Source organism: Tenacibaculum dicentrarchi (assembly GCF_964036635.1).
Lineage (GTDB): Bacteria > Bacteroidota > Bacteroidia > Flavobacteriales > Flavobacteriaceae > Polaribacter > Polaribacter dicentrarchi.
Map to the genome: position 1 here is coordinate 691,261 of NZ_OZ038524.1, position 19,172 is coordinate 710,432.

Consider the following 19,172-nt stretch of genomic DNA (forward strand, 5'->3'; position numbering starts at 1 on the left):
ATGGAATTACAAGACGGATTATATGAAGACTCACAAGATGGGTTACAAGAAGGAGACCAAATAAATTTAAAAATAGTAGAGCAAACACCTTTAGGGTATACTGTTTTAATTGATGATGAATTTGACGGTTTATTGTTTAATAGTGAAGTATATCAAGATATTGAAGAAGGCATGGAAACCTACGGATACGTTAAAAAAATACGTGATGACGGTAAAATTGATGTATCGTTACGTCCGCAAGGTTTTAGGAACGTAATTGATACTGATGCCGATGTAATTATGCGTAAATTAGATGAAAAAGGCTATTTAATGCTTACGGATAAAAGTTCGCCAGAAGCCATTAAATTTCGTTTACAAATGAGTAAAAAAGCATTTAAAAGAGCTATTGGTGGTTTATATAAGGATAAAAAAATCCTTTTAAAACAAGATAGAATCGAATTGATTAAATAGGTTTTAAATGAAAAAAATAAAAAAAATCCGCAGTGTAAAAAGCTACGGATTTTTTGATTTTTAAGGCTTAAAATTATTCGCTGTCTTCGTTATTCTCGTTATTATTGTCTTCGGGGTTTTCCTCTGGAGTATCTTCTAAATTTTCTTCAGGTAAAGCTTCTTCCTTTGGTTGGCTTTCTTTTAAGCTGGTTACACGTTTAATATTCTCATAAAAAGCATTGGCATTTGGGTCGGAAGGATTCATTTTTCCAAAGGCTGCTTTGTAGTAAAACTCTGCTTTATCATAGGCTTTTCCTAGTTCGTGGTATTTTCCAACGTAAAAATCGCCAATATGTGAATTAGGATATTTTATCATTACAAAATCACCTAAAACACGTAAATAATCTCCGTCTTGTTTATCAATAACAATATTTTCAATGGCAAAAATATCTTCTAATCGAACATTTAAATTTGAACCGTATAAATATTGAATGTCTAAATATTTTTGCTCTACATATTTAATTGCTTCTAAAGGATCTAAATCTTTAATTTTTTGGTCAAATTCACTTTTGGTTATTTTAGCGTATAAATAAAACATTTTTTCAAATGCTCGTGGTATGGTTTCGCCAATTACAGATAAATAACTAGGAGCGTTTTCAAATTTATCAAAAGTAATGTGTAGGTTTTTTGCTTCAAAAGAAGCTAGAAAAGTACTAATTTCACTAAAATATTCATGTTGTTTCGGGTTGATGTATTTTTTATTGTTGCTAGTGTATAAAAAATAGGTATTGTCTTTTTGAGCTAATCTTCCTAAAGAATAAGATTCAATAGCGCTAGCACTAAATTTTGTGAACTGTGGTGTAATACATATAAAAGCGTTAAATAAAGGCTCGGCATCTTTTAAAAAATAGGTGCTAAAATTAGCTGCTTTTCCTTCTGCAGCTATTGTCATAAAAGGAGAAGTTCTATAATTTAATTCCATATAAGGAATCAGTTCTTTTTTGATAAACTTCTGAAATTTTTTAGCACTACTTGTTAGGGCATTATTAGATGGAATAATAGAAATATCTTTTTTATAGGTGGTTTCCATATCAATTCCAACAACAATTTGTCGGGGAGCTTTGTCGGTATTTGCATATAGTTTTGCATTACCTACATACATATCAAAAAGATATTGACTGCCTAAAACAATAGCTAAAGGGTATTTGGTGGTTTCATCTTTTTCGTAATTTTTGGGGATGTAAATTTTTACAGATCGACCCTTCTTAAAAAAGGAAGAATTAATATTGTGAGTAATCACTTTTTGTGAAAAAATGCTAGTACTTATTGCTAAAGCGACTAAAAAAAAGAGTTGTTTCATAGAGGTTTGTATTATATCGTTCAAATATAAAAAAGAAAAACAAAGTTATTATGTTATTTTTGCTGTACTTATTAACGATACTATAATAAAATTATGATACAACCTCAATGGAAAGTCGCCAAAGAGTATGAAGATATTACTTATAAAAAGTCGCATAACGTAGCAAGAATAGCGTTTAACCGTCCTGATATACGAAATGCTTTCAGACCAAATACAACTTCTGAATTGTTAGATGCTTTTCAGGATGCACATGAAGATACTAATATAGGAGTAGTTTTATTATCGGCAGAAGGTCCTTCGTCAAAAGATGGTGTTTGGAGTTTTTGTTCGGGTGGCGATCAAAATGCCCGTGGCGATAAAGGCTATGTTGGTAAAGATGGTTACCACCGTTTAAATATTCTAGAAGTACAACGATTAATTCGTTTTATGCCAAAAGCAGTAATTTGCGTGGTTCCAGGTTGGGCAGTTGGTGGCGGACATAGTTTACATGTTGTTTGCGATTTAACTTTGGCAAGTAAAGAACACGCTATTTTTAAACAAACCGATGCCGATGTAACGTCGTTTGATGCAGGATATGGGTCAGCATATTTAGCAAAAATGGTTGGGCAGAAAAAAGCTCGTGAAATTTTCTTTTTAGGAAGAAATTATTCTGCGCAAGAAGCGTACGATATGGGAATGGTTAATGCGGTAATTCCTCATGATGAATTAGAGCAAACTGCTTTTGATTGGGCGCAAGAGATTTTAGAAAAATCGCCAACATCAATAAAAATGTTAAAATTCGCTATGAATTTAACAGATGATGGCATGGTTGGACAGCAAGTTTTTGCTGGTGAAGTTACCCGTTTAGCTTATATGACCGATGAAGCAAAAGAAGGGCGTGATGCGTTTTTAGAAAAAAGAAAACCGAATTTCCCTAAAACTTGGATACCATAGTCAATTCATAAATTTTCAATGATGAATTACGAATTGTTATTTTTTAAGAATTCGTAATTTTAAATTATTAATTCGAAATTAAAATAAATGAAAATAATTTGTATCGGGCGTAATTATGCCAAACATATTGAAGAATTGGCAAACGAAAAGCCAGAGAGTCCTGTTGTTTTTCTAAAACCAGACTCGGCAATTCTTCCAAAGAAAATGCCTTTTTTTATTCCGCCTTTTTCTGATGATATTCATTATGAAGTGGAGGTTTTGGTAAAGATAAATAAGGTAGGGAAACATATCTCGTCAAAATTTGCACATAAATATTATGATGAAATAGGTTTAGGAATCGATTTTACAGCAAGAGACGTACAAGCAAAATGTAAAGAAAAAGGTTTACCTTGGGAAAAAGCAAAAGCCTTTGATGGTAGTGCTGTTATTGGTAATTTTTATCCGAAGGAAGATTTTAATTTAGAAAGTATTTCTTTTCAATTATATAAAAATGATGAAGTTGCTCAAGATGGAAACTCTGAAACGATGCTTTGGAAAATTGATGAATTAATTAGTTATGTATCGCAATATTTTACCTTGAAAAAAGGCGATGTTATTTTTACAGGAACTCCAGCAGGAGTTGGTAGGGTCGTTGAAAATGATGTTTTAACAGGTGTTATTGAAGGTAAGCAAGCTTTTAATATTAAAATAAAATAAATATATCCCGCTTTTTTGCGGGATTCTTTTTTAATGAAAACATATGAATGCAGAAATAATAACTATTGGTGATGAAATTTTAATCGGTCAAATTGTTGATACAAATTCACAATGGATAGGACAAGAGTTAAATAAAATTGGGGTTTCGGTATATCAAATTTCATCTATTCAAGATGAGAAACAACATATATTAAATGCCTTAAAAGAGGCCGAAAATAGAGCGGATATTGTAATTATAACTGGTGGTTTGGGTCCAACGAAGGATGATATCACTAAAAAAACAATAGCCGAATATTTTAATGATGATAAGGTTATTATATATGATGAAGTTATTAGCCATATTAAAGAATTATTTGAAAAGATAAAGCATCCTTATAACCAGGTTCAAAAATATCAAGCTGAATTACCATCAAAAGCAACTTTGTTGATGAATCAATTTGGTACGGCTCCAGGAATGTGGTTTTTTGAAAATAATACTGTCTTTGTGTCATTACCTGGAGTGCCTTATGAAATGAAAGGTTTAATGACAAATGAAGTATTACCTCGGATTCAGCAAAAATATGAGCTGCCATTTATATCGCACACCACAATTATGACAGTTGGCGTAGGTGAAACTGTTATCGCAGAAAGAATTGAAGAGTGGGAAAATAGCTTGCCATCACATATAAAGTTAGCGTATTTACCATCTTTTGGAAAAGTAAGACTGAGAATATCAGCAAAAGGAACGAATAAAGAAGTTATAGAAAAAGAAGTAGCTAGTAAAGTAGCAATATTAAATACTTTAATTTCGGATGTTATTGTAGGTTTTGATACAGCTGCATCTATAGAGAAAAGAGTAGGAGATTTATTAATCGCTAAAAATAAAACAGTAAGCACTGCCGAAAGTCTAACAGGAGGAAAAATAGGAGCTAATTTAGTATCAATAGCAGGTTCATCTGCATATTTTAAAGGAGGTTTTATAACCTATACCGCCGAATTAAAAGAACAATTATTAGGTGTTTCAAAACAAACAATACAAGAATTTAGCGTTGTTAGTAAACAGGTTGCTAAACAAATGGCAGTTGGTTGTTTAAAAAAATTAAAAACAGATTTTGCTATAGCGGTAACAGGAAACGCAGGACCAACTACTGATGATACCGATAAAAGTGTAGGTGTTGTTTGTATTGCTATTGCAAGTAAACAGAGAGTTGAGGTGTATGAGTTTAATTTTGGGGAACCTCGCGAAAAAGTGTTAAATAGAACAGTTACTAAAGCTTTAGATTTGTTGCGAGAACGTATTTTAAAAGAGTAATGAATTGTTTTTTTAGCCCGTTATTATTTATTGATAAATAAAATGCGAATAAGTTATTAAATATTTATTTAATAAGGCATATATATTCAAAAAAAATTGTAGATTTGCCGTCAGTTACGCTTCCAGTAGGTTAGATGCTTAACCTCAGTTAGAATAGATCAAAAATAATAAGAATTTAAAAGAGATTTTTTTGCGCAATCAATATAATTGCGTAAATTTGCACCTCGTTTAGAAATAATACTAAAAACTGTCAAGAAGATGTCTAGAGTTTGTGAACTTACAGGAAAAAAAGCAATGGTTGGGAACAATGTTTCTCACGCATTAAATAGAACTAAAAGAAAATTTAACGCTAACTTAATGACTAAGCGTTTCTTTATACCAGAAGAAGATAAGTGGATTACTTTAAAAGTATCAGCTTCTGCATTAAAAAATATTAATAAAAAAGGAATCTCTGCTGTGATTAAAAGCGCTAGAGAGAATGGTTTTTTAACTAAATAATTCCTTACTAGATAAAATTTCACCGAGATGGCAAAAAAAGGAAACAGAGTTCAGGTTATATTAGAATGTACTGAACACAAAGCAACTGGTTTACCAGGAACTTCACGTTATATTACTACAAAGAACAAAAAAAACACTCCTGATAGAATGGAATTAAAGAAATTTAATTCTATCTTAAAGAAGATGACAGTTCACAAAGAAATTAAATAATTAAAAGTTTTTTAAAACTTTAAATAACCCATAGAACATGGCAAAGAAATCAGTAGCATCGTTACAAACAGGAGCGAAAAGATTAACTAAAGCAATCAAAATGGTAAAGTCTCCAAAAACAGGAGCTTATACATTCGTTGAAGCTATTATGGATCCTGCACAAGTAAATGATTTTATCAAGAAAAATTAATACTTGTTTACAAAATATATAAAAGCTACTTTCATAAGAGAGTAGCTTTTTTTTGTGTTAAAAAACGGTATTTTTGAATGTTACTTATTTTTATTCTCATAAACTTGTTGTAATTATACCTGTAATTGATGACAAAAACAATGACAATTTGACTATAGTGTAAGTTTGGTATAGTTTTTAACCTTTATAAATGATTGTAAAATTTAACTATGAGTTTTTTTAAGAAAATTTTCTCAAGAGAGAAAAAAGAAACATTAGACAAAGGATTAGAAAAAACAAAAACAAGTTTTTTCTCTAAATTATCGAAAGCTGTTGCTGGTAAAACAAAAGTCGATGCCGATGTTTTAGATAATTTAGAAGAAGTTTTAATTTCTTCAGACGTTGGTGTAGTTACTACACTGAAAATTATTGACAGAATTGAAGCTCGAGTTGCTAGAGATAAATATGTAGGTACTGACGAATTAAATCAAATTCTTAGACAAGAAATTGCAGGTTTATTATCAGAAACAAATACCAAAGATGCTACCGAATTTACTATTTCTACAAACAATAAACCACATGTAATAATGGTGGTTGGTGTAAATGGTGTTGGTAAAACAACGACGATTGGTAAATTAGCATCGCAATTTAAAAAGCAAGGTTTAAAGGTGGTTTTAGGGGCTGCCGATACCTTTAGAGCCGCAGCAATTGACCAATTACAGGTTTGGGCAGATAGAACTGATGTTCCTATTGTACGTCAGGAAATGGGGTCTGACCCTGCATCTGTGGCATTTGATACGGTTAAATCTGGTGTAAATCAAAATGCGGATGTTATTATTATTGATACTGCAGGTCGTTTACACAATAAAGTTAATTTAATGAATGAATTAACGAAGATTAAACGTGTAATGCAAAAAGTAATACCCAATGCTCCACATGAAGTGTTATTAGTTTTAGACGGTTCAACAGGGCAAAATGCTTTTGAACAAGCAAAACAATTTACAAAAGCTACCGAAGTTAGCTCTTTGGCTGTTACCAAATTAGATGGAACTGCAAAAGGAGGCGTTGTAATTGGTATTTCCGACCAATTTAAAATTCCTGTAAAATATATTGGTGTTGGTGAAGGAATTGACGATTTACAAGTGTTTAACAAACACGAATTTGTAGATTCTTTCTTTAAATAAAAAAACATAAAAAAAGCTCTTAATTTTAAGAGCTTTTTTACGTGTATATTATTCTAAATAAAACTAATAACGAATTAAATCTTTAAAAGTATGATTTAATTTATAGATGTTTAAATTATCTTCAAAGGTATTTTTTACTTCTAATAATTTATTTTCAAGGTCAATTATTTTAGCATCTATTTTAGTTGTATCACCAATATTCTTACTTTTTTGTAAAACTTTTTTAAGTTCAAGTTGATAAATGGTAAATGTAGAAGCGTATTCTTTACTTAAAGATTCAATTTCATCTCTAATAAATTTTGCTTGATTTAACGCATAATTTGGATAAATTAATTTATTATCGGTCAAATGAGCATTGTAAGAAGATGGTTTTAAATTAATTATTTGTGCCACTTTTTGCTGAACAATATTTTTGGTATAATATCTATTGATTAATTGTGTTAAGGAGGTTTTTTTGTCTTTTTCTGATATCATATTAGGGCTTAAGGTGTTCGAACGTTCGGTAGTATATTGGGTTAATAACAACACTAATCCTTTTTTTCTGATATCTAAGGTTCTTAAATTTTGTTCAAAATTAACTTGACATTTTGCCAAGCCTTCATAATGTTCTAAATATACTTTTAATGATTTTTTTAGTTCAACAATATGATTTATAGATACATTTTTATCTTTTATAGCGTTTCCGATTACTAAATCGACAATAGATTTAATCGAATTAACAACAGGCATGGCACTACTGATTGTCTTGGTTATCGGCGATTTTATGATATTATCAACAAAAAGTAAAAACTTCGATTTTTTAATTCCATTGATTTTACTTTTTCCTTTAAAGATGTTTTTTTCGATAATAATAGCAATTTGATTCGATAATGAAAAACCTAATTCCGCATTTTCAGGGTTGTTTAAACTTGATATTTTAGTCAGATAATCGCTCGTTGCATCTAGTTGTTTGATGGCATTTAAACTTGCATTTGCTGCAAAAACAAAATCTGTGGTATTGACTATTTTTTTTCTTCGTTGTTGGAGTTGTTTTTTCAAACTAAAAAGCTCGGCATCGGTTAAGCTTTTAATTTTACGGTTGTTAGACTCCATCAACTCTTTGAAATTTTCAACTTTTAAAACAATCGTGTCTATTTTCTTGTGGGTCTTTAAAATATCAAAATAGTTTTTATAAATAATATTTAGGGAATCTTTAAGCGTTTGTGAATGTACACTCGAAGATGAAATAATGATAATGATAATAAGTAGTATTTTATTCATGCTGATGAATCGTTACAGATTTAACTAGTTTTAAAGTAGTGGCAAAAATACAAATTTATCAAAAATCAAATTGAGACTTATAATTTTTATAAACTTGTTGTTTAAACAGTATCTTTGCAACCTAAATTTTTACAGTACAATGCGCACAAAATCACCAAAGCAGAATAAAATTAACGTAGTAACCTTAGGATGTTCTAAAAATATTTACGACAGTGAAGTTTTAATGGGACAGTTAAAAGCGAATGGTAAAAACGTGGTTCATGAAGATAAAGATGATGATGGAAATATTGTTGTTATCAATACTTGTGGTTTTATCGGGAAAGCAAAAGAAGAAAGTATTGATACTATTTTGCATTATGCACAACGAAAAGAAGCGGGGGAAATCGACAAAGTTTTTGTTTCAGGATGTTTAAGTGAACGTTATAAACCCGATTTAGAAAACGAAATTAAAAATGTTGACCAATATTTTGGAACGCATGAATTACCTGAATTATTAAAGGTTTTAGAGGCGGATTATAAGCATGAATTAATTGGAGAGCGTTTAACAACTACGCCAAAACATTACGCATATTTAAAAATTGCCGAAGGTTGCGACCGTCCATGTTCATTTTGTGCAATTCCTTTAATGCGTGGTAAACACAAATCGACACCAATAGAGGAACTTGTGATTGAAGCTACAAAATTAGCTAAAAAAGGTATCAAAGAATTGATGTTAATCGCACAAGATTTAACCTATTATGGGTTGGATATTTATAAAAAACGTGCCTTAGCCGATTTATTAAAAGAGCTTGTAAAAGTTGATGGAATTGAGTGGATTCGTTTACATTATGCCTTTCCTTCAGGTTTTCCAATGGATGTTTTAGAGGTGATGAAAAATGAGCCAAAAGTTTGTAATTATTTAGATATTCCGTTACAACATATTAATACCGAAATTTTAAAATCGATGAAGCGTGGTACTACTCACGAAAAAACAACTTCATTAATTCATAAATTTAGAGAAACAGTGCCAAAAATGGCAATTCGTACAACTTTAATTGTTGGATATCCAGGGGAAACAGAAGAGCAATTTGAAGAGTTAAAGGCATGGGTTGAAGAAATGCGTTTCGAAAGAATGGGAGCATTTGAATATTCTCATGAAGAAAATACAGGTGCTTTTGTTTTAGAAGATGATGTTCCTGCTGATGTAAAATTCCGAAGAGTAAATGAAATTATGGAAGTACAAGGGCAAATTTCTTGGGAATTAAACCAAGCAAAAATTGGTAAAACGTACCGTTGTTTATTCGATAGAAAAGATGGCGAATATTTTTACGGGCGTACTGAATATGATTCACCAGATGTTGATAATGATGTAATTGTAGATGCTACTAAACATTATATTAAATTAGGGGAATTTATCGATATTAAAATTGATGAAGCGGGTGATTTTGACTTATACGGAACTCCGCTTGTAAAGCAAGAAAAGCCAGTAAGTTTACATCAGCGAAAAAAAATAAATCATTAAATATTTTTTGAAAGATTTTAAAAGTTTTTTAAAGAGATTATAATTATAAAAAACCTGCTTTTAGCGGGTTTTTTTTAGTTTAAAATTTAAAATATTGCTGTAAAAAAAATGTTTATGTTTTAATGAAATTGCTACTGTTTTTTAAATCTATTACTTTTACCAAATAATCACACAAAATAACCGCCATTTTGAATCCAAATGAATTAAAAGAATTTTTAGACGCAAAAGTACAGCAATATAATAATTTTGACTTTATTGCCCCCGATCCAATTTCTATTCCTCACAAATTTTCAGTAAAAGAAGATATTGAAATTTCGGGTTTTTTGGCAGCAACAATTGCTTGGGGAAATAGAAAAAGCATCTTAAAAAATGCCAATAAAATGATGGATTTACTAGGAAATTCACCCTACGATTTTGTCATGAATCATCAAGAGCATCATTTAGAAAACTTAGATGGTTTTGTGCATAGAACTTTTAATGCTATCGATTTTTCACATTTTATAAAGGCGTTAAAACATATTTATATGCATCATAATGGCTTAGAAAATATTTTCAATAAACACGCTTCTCAAGATTCTTTACAACCTGCAATTCATGAATTGAAAAAGATATTCTTTGAAATAGAACATCCAAGCAGAACCACAAAACACGTATCTGATCCGTATAAAAAATCGGCATGTAAAAGAATTAATATGTGGCTTAGGTGGATGATTAGAAATGACAATACAGGCGTAGATTTTGGTCTTTGGAAAAACATATCACCCGCCATTTTGTCGTGTCCGTTAGATGTTCATTCAGGGAATGTTGGGCGTAAATTAGGGCTTTTAACCCGAAAACAAAACGATGCCAAAGCGTTGTTAGAATTAGATACTTCGCTTAGAAAACTAGACAGCGAAGACCCTGTGAAATATGATTTTGCCTTATTTGGTTTGGGAGTTTTTGAGAAGTTTTAAGAGAATTTATTTTTTTCATTTAGATAATCAGCAACAAAAACACCCATACTAAAACAAGCTTGCAATAAATAACCACCCGTTGGAGCATTCCAATCGAGCATTTCACCGATGCAAAACGTGTTTTTAAGCTTTTTAAGCTCAAAATTTTCAGTAACTTGTTCTAAAGAAACGCCGCCAGTTGTAGAAATCGCTTCATTTAACGGCGCAGAATCTTCTATGATAAGCGGCAAGGACTTTATTTTTTGTGCTAAAATATTTTTATCAAGATATTCCTCTTTCGTTAAAAATGACTTTAATAAATCAATTTGAACAGGGCTTAATTTTAATACTTTTTTAAGAATATCAGTAATGCTATAATTCGAAGCTGTTATTTTTTTGAAGATTTCATCTGAACTAAACATCGGTTTTAAATCTAAATAAATAAGTGCTTGTTTGTTTTGGGAAAGTTTCGATTGTATTTCTGGGCTTAACGCATAAATAGCATTTCCTTCCAAGCCAAATTTTGTAATTACAAGCTCTCCTTTTTGGGTTTTTTCGAAGCAAGAAAGCGCAATGTTTTTTAAAGGTTTTCCTTCATTTTTTAAAATAAAATCAGGTTTCCATGCAATTTTATAGGCACAATTTGCAGGCAAAAAAGGACGTGTTTTAATGCTTTTATCCTTAAAAATAGGCAACCAAGTACCATCAGAACCAGTAATTTTCCAACTTCCGCCACCCATAGAAAAAATAGTGTAATCGGCAGAAATAATAGTATTTTTATTTTCGGTATTATTTTGATGCGTAAAAATCAAATTATTATCAGAAGTCCAACCTTTCCACTTGTAATCACATAAAAAACGAATGCCTTTATCCGAAGAAAATTGTTTAATTTTTGATAAAACACTAATTGGTTTGATGCCTTTTTCGGGGTAAATTCGGTTGCTACTTCCTTTAAAAGTCGGGATATTTAATTTTAATAACCAAGCCTGTAAATCATCATTTGAAAAATTTAATAAGGCATTTTTTAAGAAATAATCAGGAGTATATCTGGTTATCATTTTATGGATATCTTCGCCGTGGCTAAGATTAAAACCGCCATCACCAGCCACTAAAAATTTGCGCCCTACCGATTTTTTTTGCTCATAAATAGTAACGTCAAATTTTTTGGTATCTAAAAATGCACTAGTAAAAAGTGCAGCTGCGCCACCGCCAATAATGGCTATTGATTTCTTCATTTTGCAAAATTACTATTTGTTTATTGAAAGAGTCCTATAAATGTAAAAAATCAAAGGAACTCGGTTTTTATCAGTGGATATTTAAAAGAGAAAATTTAGTTGTTAAAAAGGTAAAATAAATATCAAATAAATATGAAATATTTATTTGATATTTGCAAAATGAAGAAAAAATATATTTCAGAATTAATAGGAACTTTCGCCCTAATTTTTTGCGGAACAGGAGCGATGACGGTAAATGAAATTACTGGTGGAACAGATTTAACCCATACGGGCGTTGCCATAACTTGGGGGTTAATTGTAATGGCGATGATTTATGCTTTTGGCGAAATTTCGGGCGCACATTTTAATCCTGCGGTCACTATTGCTTTCGCTTTTGCTAAAAAATTTCCGTGGAAAGAAGTTCCAAAGTATATTGTTTTTCAATTAATAGGAGCAATATTAGCAAGCTGTATGCTCTGTGTTTTATTTCCTGAAAGTGAATATTTTGGTGCAACAATTCCATCAATTGTACCGTGGCGTGCATTTATTTTAGAACTTTTATTAACCTTCTTTTTAATGCTAACTATTATCAATGTTTCGTCAGGAAGCAAGGAAGTTGGGGTAATGGCAGGAATCGCAATTGGAGGCGTAGTTTTACTAGAAGCGATGTTTGCAGGCCCGATGACAAAAGCATCCATGAATCCAGTACGTTCAATTGCTCCCGCTTTAATATCAGGGCATTTAGAGCATTTATGGTTGTATATTTTAGCTCCTATTTTAGGTGCGATATTAGCTGTTTTTTCTTGGAAATTAGTCAAGTAATTTCTTTTTTATTAGAAGCTATTTCCCGCTTTTCGCACTCGCTCTTTTTTTGAAGAAAAATCAAAAAAAGGAGCTCAAACAATTGCTACAATCGGGGCTAGGGTTTTGTATATATTTTGAAGATATTGCTTAATTTTCATATTTTCTCTTCCTAAAATAACGAAATCCAAGCCCAAATAAGGCAAGTAAAATTAACGGAACACCGATATTTATAAATTGCCAAAAACGTTTTTGAGTATAGGCTTTTTGTTTGTCTAATAAATGAATAGCAATCGATTTATTTCGCAAATTAATTAAACCAGTATCGTCTAGTAAGTAATCAATGGTATTTATTAAAAACTCTTTGTTTCCAAAGTGTTCGCCAGTCCATTTATCTAAGGCTAAATCGTGTGGTTTTCCTTTTAAAATTTGATTTCTAGCAATATCACCATCGGCAATAACAACCATTTTATTTGCAGTACTTTTTGCTTTAAAAAGTGGCGTATTAAAAGGTTTTGTTCTGTTTTTATATGCCGAATTAAAATTACCTTCTAACAAAACAGCTAACAATTGTGGTCCGCTATTGTATTGTTTTTCTTTTGGCTGTTTAGCAATACTTTGTAATTCAATAAAATTAGGCGTGCCTATCTTTTTTGTTAATACAGAAGTAACAAATAACGGTGTTTTTTTAATGTGTCCTTTTAAGGTATCTATTTGTGTGGTAAAACGAAAACGAACAGGAGCAATATTTCTGGTAATCGGGTGGTTTGGGTTTGGATTTACCAGCGGATGATAAAACCAATTTAAGTGTTTAAACTGTGCCTGATTTCCTGTATTTCCTGTTGCTAACGGTATTTTAGCTGAATATAAATCTTGAATTAATGAGTTATTAATACGGATTTGATAGCTAAATAATAAATCAGTTAGGTTTAAATCACGTGGGAAAGCGAGCATTTTCCCCGTATTATATAAACTATCGGTATCGGAATAATTATTATCAATCATCCAAAGTGTTTTACCTCCGTTGCTAATAAACTGATCGAGTGTAAATTTTTCTTTTTCGGTAAATTTTTGGGTAGGTTTTGCAATAATTGCTAAATCATAGTTGGTTAAATCATGGATTGTTTTCTGAGGATTTTTAGCCACACTGTCTAAAGTAAATTTTGCTAATCGATATTTTTTGCCAACTTCGCTCAATAAGCTATACAAATCGATATCTTCTAATTCGCCATTACCAGCAATTACGGCGATTTTTTGTTTTTGATTCGTTGTAATATTGTTTATCGCATTTGCAAAAGAATATTCTAGTTTTTCAATGGCATTTTGTAGCTGTTTTTCTTGTGTTTTAGCCACCGTATTTGGTAATAAAGAAACCAATTCAGTTCTTTTTCCGCTGCTAATTTCTGCCCAAGGAAAAATAATAGCTTCCGACAATTTCCCGTCTTCTTCGACAGTTAATTGACTTGGCATCATGCCTTTTTTTATTAGATTTTCACGAATATTATTCGGGTTGATAAATCGAAATTGAACGTTTGAATTTAGGGCTTTTAATTCTTCTAAAAACAGACGTGTTTCGGTTTGTAAGCGTTTAAATTCGGCAGGAAAATCGCCCTCTAAATAAACGTTAATAAAAATAGTATTTTCTAATTTATCTAATAGATTAATACTGGTTTTAGAAATCGTATAACGGTTATCTTGTGTTAAATCGAAGCGTTTGTAAACGGATTTTGAAAGGTAGTTTATCAATAATAATCCGAAGAAAGCAAGGGTGCTATATTGTAGCTTTTTATTCATTTTTTAACTGTTGTTTGGTCATCAATAAAAAGAAAAAAGTAAGGCTGATAAAATAAATAATATCGCGGGTATCTACAACGCCACGGCTAATACTTTTAAAATGTTCGTACATTCCAAATTGTTGTAGTGTATATCCTGAATTTCCAAAAGAAGAACTTAAAGAGTCAAATCCGTAGAATAAAATAAAGCTGATAAAAACGCTTAAAATAAAAGCGACAATTTGATTTTTAGAAAGTGTAGAGGTGAATAAACCAATTGCGGTATAAGTTGCAGCTAAAAAAAGCACCCCTAAATATGCACCAATGGTAATGCCGATGTCTAAATTACCAATAGGATTACCAAGTATATAAACTGTGTAAACGTAAATTAAGGTAGGTAATAAAGCAATGCAAACTAATAATAATGATGCCGAAAATTTACCTAAAATAATGTGCCAATCGGTTAGTGGTTTTGTTCTTAATAGTTCAATAGTTCCGCTGTTAAATTCATCAGCAAAACTTTTCATGGTAATGGCAGGAATTAAAAATAAAAATAACCAAGGTGTTAAATAAAAGAACGAACTGATATCTGAAAAACCAGCATTTAAAATGTTGAAATCATCTTTGAAAACCCATAAAAACAAACCATTTATGAGTAAAAACACTCCAATAACTAAATAGGCTATTGGAGATGAAAAAAATGAGTTAATTTCTTTTTTAAGTATTGGATACATTATTCTTGGTTTATGTCAAGACGAAAAACAGCATTGTCTTCTGGTAAATTTTGATTAGTTTCTTGTAAAGTAAATTGATTTTTTTCTAATAACGTTATAGCATTAGAATTATTTTGATGTGTAATAGCGTCAATAGTTTTTAATTTGGTAGTTAATTTTGCAAAATCTAAAATAGTTTTTATGGTTTCGCTCATAAGACCTTCTTTTTGATAATCAGGTGTTAATTCATAGCTTATTTTTGCTGAATTATCTTCCGAATTTATATCATAAAGATTAATTGAGCCAATAATTTTAGTGGTTTCTTGCAATTCAATTGCCCAAAAAATACTGTTTTGAGTTTCAAAATTATCTAAACAAGCTTGAATAAAAGCATCAGCATCATTTAAATTTTTAGGGGTTTCTCTTGTAATTAATTTGTTAACTACTTTGTTAGAGTGTAATTTAAAGATAGCTCTTTTATCGTTAAAAGATACTTGGCGCAATGTTAATCTTTCTGTAGAAATTTTTGGGAAAACTGTAGGGTAATTCATTATTGTAAGCGTATGGATTTATTAATACTCTAAGTTTAGAGATTTGTTATTAAATAGCTATTTTTTTAGTTTTTGGAGGTGAATTTAGCTGAAGGAATAGCTTCAAATTCAACAGTAATACTGTCTCTATAACCTAAACCTAATAGCGTAGAAGCACCTCCAACAGTATTTAAGTTACTTCTGTAAATGGCAATTTCTAAAAATCCTGATGAATTAAAAATGGCTAATTTTTCGCCATCATTATTTCTTTTTTCTTTTGGAATTGAATAATCTACAATTTCGTTATAACGTTTGTAAATTTTAGTAAAGGTATAGCGCTTGGCGGTAATAATAAAATTTCGTCCTTTTCCTACGGATTTAAATAGTTTTTTATCAATATTAGTAATTACATTCCCATAATTATCAGTATAAATAACTCCGCCACTAATAATAGTTTGTTGCTTATTTACGGTTGTTTTTATTTCAACACTATTTTTATATACATCAATTTCTTTTCCAATAATATTTAAGCTACCTCCACGTGCAATATGTGAGGCTACTTGTACAAAAACATCGAGCACAGGAAAACTAGTTTCAATATGATTGTGAATGTTTATTTCAACAATTTTTGTAGGTTTTATATCTGAAGTAATCATTGAAATAATGCCGTTGTCAGGGCAAATAAAATAATGATTGTCTAATTCAATAGCAATATGTTTGTTTTCTTTGCTTAATTCAGAATCTACACCAACAATATGTATTGTTTTATCAGGGAAACTTTTATAAGTATTTCTTAAAATATAGGCAGTTTCTGTAATGTTAAAAGGGGTTATGTTATGTGTGATGTCAACAATTTTAACCTCAGGTAATTCACTATAAATAGCTCCTTTAACTGCACTTACAAAGTGGTCTTTTGTTCCAAAATCGGTGGTTAAAGTAATTATAGACATTAAATATAATTGCGTATTAATTATTTGTTAATTGGCAAACCTTAAATAGTCTGCTAAATTTTATGGCAAAATTACATAATTCAATAAAAATAATCATTATTTTTAAAGTGAATAATATTAAAACATGTATCTTTTGAATGAACGTATCTTTGAAATAACAGAAATTGATCCAAATGAATTTTTTGGAACGCAAGATAGTACTATTAGAACGCTAAAAAAGTATTTTCCAAAAGTTAAAATTGTATCTAGAGGAAATAAATTAAAATTATATGGCGAATCAGAAATTTTAGATGAGTTAGAAAAACGTTTAGGCATGCTAATTAAGTATTTTAATAAGTACAATAAATTAGATGAAAATAGTATTGAACGTATTTTAACAGCCACAGGAAAAGAAGAGGAATTTAGAAAATCGGCTAAAATAGAAGGTGTTTTAGTGCATGGCGTTAATGGAAATTTAATAAAAGCACAAACATCAAATCAACGTAAAATGGTTGATTTAATGAGTAAAAATGATATGCTTTTTGCCGTTGGTCCTGCAGGAACAGGTAAAACATATACTGCGGTGGCTTTGGCTGTAAAAGCATTGAAAGAAAAAGAAGTCCGTAAAATAATATTAACACGTCCTGCGGTAGAATCAGGTGAAAACTTAGGGTTTTTACCTGGCGATTTAAAAGAAAAATTAGATCCGTACATGCAGCCTTTATATGACGCTTTGCGTGATATGATTCCTCATGAAAAATTAGAATCACATATTGAAAAAGGCATCATTCAAATTGCTCCGTTGGCATTTATGCGTGGAAGAACGCTAGACAACGCTTTTGTTATTTTAGATGAAGCGCAGAATACAACCCATAATCAGATGAAAATGTTTTTAACAAGAATGGGGAAAAATGCAAAGTTCATTATTACTGGTGACCCTGGGCAAATAGATTTACCACGTAAACAGGTTTCAGGTTTAAAAGAAGCTTTGTTAGCTTTAAAAGAGATTAATGGTATTGCCCAAATATATCTTGATGATAAAGATGTGGTGCGTCATCGATTGATTAAAAAAATTATTAAAGCTTATAAAAGTATTGAAACGGAGTAATTGCTATTTTTTTATCTTCAAAAATTAAAAGACTACTTAAACGAATCTACGAGCCGTTTAAAATAGTCTTTTTCAATAAAAAAATGTTTGTTATTATAGGCTATAAGTTATCTTTAATTTATACTATATTGATTAAATTTGTTGAAAAAACATCCCATGATAAATAAAATTTCAATCAATATTGTTACCCTATTAGTAAGCACTTTATTATCATGCTCTTCAAATGGTATTAAAAATAACGAACTGTCAGAAAATAATGATTTAAATGAAGGAGTAGAAAAGAAAGTAACGATATTTTTTGTGAATGACCAACATGCGCAATTAGATAACTTTGCTAAAATAAAGTATTTAATAGATAAGGAAAAAGAAACTAAAAATGTTATCGTTGCTTGTAGTGGCGATATGTTTTCAGGAAGCCCCGTAGTTGATAATTATAAAGACAATCAAGGTTTTCCGATGATTGATGTTATGAATAAAGTAGGTTTTGATGTATCAGTATTAGGAAATCACGAATTTGATTATGGCGAAGCTACATTAAAAAAGAGAATAGAGCAAGCTAATTTTAATTGGGTCTGCGCTAATGTAGATATGTTAAAATCAGGAGTTCCACAGCCAAATGAGTTTTATACAGTTTCAAAAAATAATATAAAAATCACTTTTTTAGGCTTAGTTGAAACCAATGGAAAAAAGAATGGAACAATTCCTTCTACACACCCGTGGAGGGTTAAAAAAATGAAATTTGAACGTCCAGAAACGGTTGTGAGTAAATATAAAGATGTTAAGAAATCAGAAGATTCCGATCTTTTTATCGCATTAACACATTTAGGGCACACAAGTAGTCGTAATTTAGGAGATGTTCAATTAGCTAATAAATTTCCTTACTTCGATTTAATTATAGGAGGGCATTCACATCAAAAAATTAATACAAAAGAAAATGGAATTCCTATTTTTCAATCAGGCTCTTATCTAAAAAATTTAGGAAAAATAGAACTATCTGTAAAAAATAAATCAGTTACAAATATTAATTATACGCTTATTAATTTAGAGGAAGTTTTAGAATACGACAAAGAGCTTAAAAATATTATTGATACATATAATGATGTACCCGAATTAGAAGAAGTAATAGGAAATTCATTAATTAATCATCAAAGAGATCAAGTAGGTTGTTTATATACTGATGCTATCAAAAAGATAATGAATGTAGATGTATCTTTTCAAAATACAGGAGGGATTAGAAGTTCGTTAAATAAAGGAGCGATTACTAAAAGAGAAATCTATACTATTGAGCCATTTAATAACGGAACTGTTAAATATAAAATGACTATAGGGCAAATAAAAAATTTCTTAATAGAATCAAAATCAGGGTTTTATTATTCAGGTGTTCAAATTAAAAAAATAGGAAAAGTTATTGAAATTAGAGATGAACTAGGAAATTTGTTAGACTATAATACCGTTGTCTCGGTAGGTTTAAACGATTATATACCTGCTGTTTATGATAATTTATTTCCAGAATATGGTGATGTTCAAAATCTTTCGGCAGCATCATCAATAATAAGTTATATAAAAAATACTAATCCGCAGGTAAATTATCCTAATTGTGGTAATTATTTTAGATATTAAGCAATTGTTTAAATTTCATTTA

General features: G+C 30.4%; 20 protein-coding genes. 13 read left to right on the forward strand and 7 right to left on the reverse strand.

Annotation, left to right across the window (positions count from 1 at the left end; all coding sequences use genetic code 11):
- Positions 1-450, forward strand: a complete 450-nt coding sequence (locus ABNT14_RS03055) for a DNA-binding protein (RefSeq protein ID WP_101902303.1) — start codon at positions 1-3, stop codon at positions 448-450.
- A gap of 73 nt (positions 451-523) precedes the next feature.
- Here the strand turns inward: ABNT14_RS03055 and ABNT14_RS03060 are convergent, their stop codons facing one another.
- The gene (locus ABNT14_RS03060) at positions 524-1,789 is read right to left on the reverse strand and encodes an alpha/beta hydrolase-fold protein (RefSeq protein ID WP_101902302.1); all 1,266 of its coding nucleotides are present in this window, start codon (positions 1,787-1,789) and stop codon (positions 524-526) included.
- Positions 1,790-1,882: 93 nt separating this feature from the next.
- On the opposite strand from ABNT14_RS03060, the gene ABNT14_RS03065 reads away from it, so the two are divergent.
- From ABNT14_RS03065 to ftsY, 7 genes are all read left to right on the forward strand, one after another.
- Entirely contained in the window at positions 1,883-2,722 is an 840-nt protein-coding gene (locus ABNT14_RS03065; RefSeq protein WP_058884600.1) for a 1,4-dihydroxy-2-naphthoyl-CoA synthase, read from the forward strand.
- Between the two features lie 87 nt (positions 2,723-2,809).
- On the forward strand, positions 2,810-3,418 hold the full coding sequence (locus ABNT14_RS03070) for a fumarylacetoacetate hydrolase family protein (protein ID WP_101902301.1): 609 nt from the start codon (positions 2,810-2,812) through the stop codon (positions 3,416-3,418).
- 43 nt (positions 3,419-3,461) lie between these two features.
- The gene (locus tag ABNT14_RS03075) at positions 3,462-4,709 is read left to right on the forward strand and encodes a competence/damage-inducible protein A (RefSeq protein WP_101902300.1); all 1,248 of its coding nucleotides are present in this window, start codon (positions 3,462-3,464) and stop codon (positions 4,707-4,709) included.
- Between the two features lie 258 nt (positions 4,710-4,967).
- Complete coding sequence (rpmB, locus tag ABNT14_RS03080; RefSeq protein WP_101902299.1) at positions 4,968-5,207, forward strand: 50S ribosomal protein L28; 240 nt, start codon at positions 4,968-4,970, stop codon at positions 5,205-5,207.
- Between the two features lie 27 nt (positions 5,208-5,234).
- Positions 5,235-5,417, forward strand: a complete 183-nt coding sequence (gene rpmG / locus ABNT14_RS03085; RefSeq protein WP_058884603.1) for a 50S ribosomal protein L33 — start codon at positions 5,235-5,237, stop codon at positions 5,415-5,417.
- Between the two features lie 37 nt (positions 5,418-5,454).
- On the forward strand, positions 5,455-5,607 hold the full coding sequence (locus tag ABNT14_RS03090) for a DUF4295 domain-containing protein (protein ID WP_083501047.1): 153 nt from the start codon (positions 5,455-5,457) through the stop codon (positions 5,605-5,607).
- A gap of 209 nt (positions 5,608-5,816) precedes the next feature.
- Positions 5,817-6,770 (forward strand): signal recognition particle-docking protein FtsY, encoded by a 954-nt coding sequence (ftsY, locus tag ABNT14_RS03095; RefSeq protein WP_101902298.1) that lies wholly within the window; start codon positions 5,817-5,819, stop codon positions 6,768-6,770.
- A gap of 63 nt (positions 6,771-6,833) precedes the next feature.
- Here ftsY and ABNT14_RS03100 read toward each other — a convergent pair whose 3' ends face one another.
- A complete protein-coding gene (locus tag ABNT14_RS03100; RefSeq protein WP_145993568.1) occupies positions 6,834-8,030 on the reverse strand; it encodes a hypothetical protein in 1,197 nt (398 codons plus the stop codon).
- Positions 8,031-8,169: 139 nt separating this feature from the next.
- Here ABNT14_RS03100 and rimO point away from each other — a divergent pair, with 139 nt between their 5' ends.
- Entirely contained in the window at positions 8,170-9,531 is a 1,362-nt protein-coding gene (gene rimO, locus ABNT14_RS03105) for a 30S ribosomal protein S12 methylthiotransferase RimO (protein WP_101902296.1), read from the forward strand.
- A gap of 188 nt (positions 9,532-9,719) precedes the next feature.
- Entirely contained in the window at positions 9,720-10,484 is a 765-nt protein-coding gene (locus ABNT14_RS03110) for a TIGR02757 family protein (RefSeq protein WP_101902295.1), read from the forward strand.
- Here ABNT14_RS03110 and ABNT14_RS03115 read toward each other — a convergent pair.
- A complete protein-coding gene (locus tag ABNT14_RS03115) occupies positions 10,481-11,698 on the reverse strand; it encodes an NAD(P)/FAD-dependent oxidoreductase (RefSeq protein ID WP_101902294.1) in 1,218 nt (405 codons plus the stop codon). The two genes, ABNT14_RS03110 and ABNT14_RS03115, sit on opposite strands and share 4 nt — an antisense overlap.
- A 132-nt stretch (positions 11,699-11,830) precedes the next feature.
- Between ABNT14_RS03115 and ABNT14_RS03120 the strand changes: the two genes are divergently transcribed.
- Positions 11,831-12,499, forward strand: a complete 669-nt coding sequence (locus ABNT14_RS03120) for an aquaporin (protein ID WP_200809371.1) — start codon at positions 11,831-11,833, stop codon at positions 12,497-12,499.
- Between the two features lie 129 nt (positions 12,500-12,628).
- Here the strand turns inward: ABNT14_RS03120 and gldG are convergent, their stop codons facing one another.
- The 4 genes from gldG to ABNT14_RS03140 form a co-directional block, all read right to left on the reverse strand.
- On the reverse strand, positions 12,629-14,272 hold the full coding sequence (gene gldG, locus ABNT14_RS03125) for a gliding motility-associated ABC transporter substrate-binding protein GldG (RefSeq protein ID WP_101902293.1): 1,644 nt from the start codon (positions 14,270-14,272) through the stop codon (positions 12,629-12,631).
- Positions 14,265-14,984 (reverse strand): gliding motility-associated ABC transporter permease subunit GldF, encoded by a 720-nt coding sequence (gene gldF, locus ABNT14_RS03130; protein WP_101902292.1) that lies wholly within the window; start codon positions 14,982-14,984, stop codon positions 14,265-14,267. Before gldF ends, gldG begins: the two co-directional genes overlap by 8 nt.
- Positions 14,984-15,514: a GNAT family N-acetyltransferase gene (locus tag ABNT14_RS03135; protein WP_101902291.1), complete on the reverse strand. Its 531-nt coding sequence runs from the start codon at positions 15,512-15,514 to the stop codon at positions 14,984-14,986. The genes gldF and ABNT14_RS03135 overlap by 1 nt, the downstream gene beginning before the upstream one ends.
- Before the next feature lie 65 nt (positions 15,515-15,579).
- Complete coding sequence (locus ABNT14_RS03140) at positions 15,580-16,443, reverse strand: SAM hydrolase/SAM-dependent halogenase family protein (protein WP_101902290.1); 864 nt, start codon at positions 16,441-16,443, stop codon at positions 15,580-15,582.
- Positions 16,444-16,576: 133 nt separating this feature from the next.
- Here ABNT14_RS03140 and ABNT14_RS03145 point away from each other — a divergent pair, with 133 nt between their 5' ends.
- Entirely contained in the window at positions 16,577-17,530 is a 954-nt protein-coding gene (locus tag ABNT14_RS03145) for a PhoH family protein (protein WP_101902365.1), read from the forward strand.
- 156 nt (positions 17,531-17,686) lie between these two features.
- Positions 17,687-19,150, forward strand: a complete 1,464-nt coding sequence (locus tag ABNT14_RS03150; protein WP_101902289.1) for a bifunctional metallophosphatase/5'-nucleotidase — start codon at positions 17,687-17,689, stop codon at positions 19,148-19,150.
- Positions 19,151-19,172: the final 22 nt, after the last annotated feature.

Excerpts from the sequence above, each read along its gene's own strand:
- ABNT14_RS03055 (WP_101902303.1), top strand. The coding sequence starts at position 1 with ATGGAATTACAAGACGGATTATATGAAGACTCACAAGATGGGTTACAA.
- ABNT14_RS03060 (WP_101902302.1), bottom strand. The coding sequence starts at position 1,789 with ATGAAACAACTCTTTTTTTTAGTCGCTTTAGCAATAAGTACTAGCATT.
- ABNT14_RS03065 (WP_058884600.1), top strand. The coding sequence starts at position 1,883 with ATGATACAACCTCAATGGAAAGTCGCCAAAGAGTATGAAGATATTACT.
- ABNT14_RS03070 (WP_101902301.1), top strand. The coding sequence starts at position 2,810 with ATGAAAATAATTTGTATCGGGCGTAATTATGCCAAACATATTGAAGAA.
- ABNT14_RS03075 (WP_101902300.1), top strand. The coding sequence starts at position 3,462 with ATGAATGCAGAAATAATAACTATTGGTGATGAAATTTTAATCGGTCAA.
- rpmB (WP_101902299.1), top strand. The coding sequence starts at position 4,968 with ATGTCTAGAGTTTGTGAACTTACAGGAAAAAAAGCAATGGTTGGGAAC.
- rpmG (WP_058884603.1), top strand. The coding sequence starts at position 5,235 with ATGGCAAAAAAAGGAAACAGAGTTCAGGTTATATTAGAATGTACTGAA.
- ABNT14_RS03090 (WP_083501047.1), top strand. The coding sequence starts at position 5,455 with ATGGCAAAGAAATCAGTAGCATCGTTACAAACAGGAGCGAAAAGATTA.
- ftsY (WP_101902298.1), top strand. The coding sequence starts at position 5,817 with ATGAGTTTTTTTAAGAAAATTTTCTCAAGAGAGAAAAAAGAAACATTA.
- ABNT14_RS03100 (WP_145993568.1), bottom strand. The coding sequence starts at position 8,030 with ATGAATAAAATACTACTTATTATCATTATCATTATTTCATCTTCGAGT.
- rimO (WP_101902296.1), top strand. The coding sequence starts at position 8,170 with ATGCGCACAAAATCACCAAAGCAGAATAAAATTAACGTAGTAACCTTA.
- ABNT14_RS03115 (WP_101902294.1), bottom strand. The coding sequence starts at position 11,698 with ATGAAGAAATCAATAGCCATTATTGGCGGTGGCGCAGCTGCACTTTTT.
- ABNT14_RS03120 (WP_200809371.1), top strand. The coding sequence starts at position 11,831 with ATGAAATATTTATTTGATATTTGCAAAATGAAGAAAAAATATATTTCA.
- gldG (WP_101902293.1), bottom strand. The coding sequence starts at position 14,272 with ATGAATAAAAAGCTACAATATAGCACCCTTGCTTTCTTCGGATTATTA.
- gldF (WP_101902292.1), bottom strand. The coding sequence starts at position 14,984 with ATGTATCCAATACTTAAAAAAGAAATTAACTCATTTTTTTCATCTCCA.
- ABNT14_RS03135 (WP_101902291.1), bottom strand. The coding sequence starts at position 15,514 with ATGAATTACCCTACAGTTTTCCCAAAAATTTCTACAGAAAGATTAACA.
- ABNT14_RS03140 (WP_101902290.1), bottom strand. The coding sequence starts at position 16,443 with ATGTCTATAATTACTTTAACCACCGATTTTGGAACAAAAGACCACTTT.
- ABNT14_RS03150 (WP_101902289.1), top strand. The coding sequence starts at position 17,687 with ATGATAAATAAAATTTCAATCAATATTGTTACCCTATTAGTAAGCACT.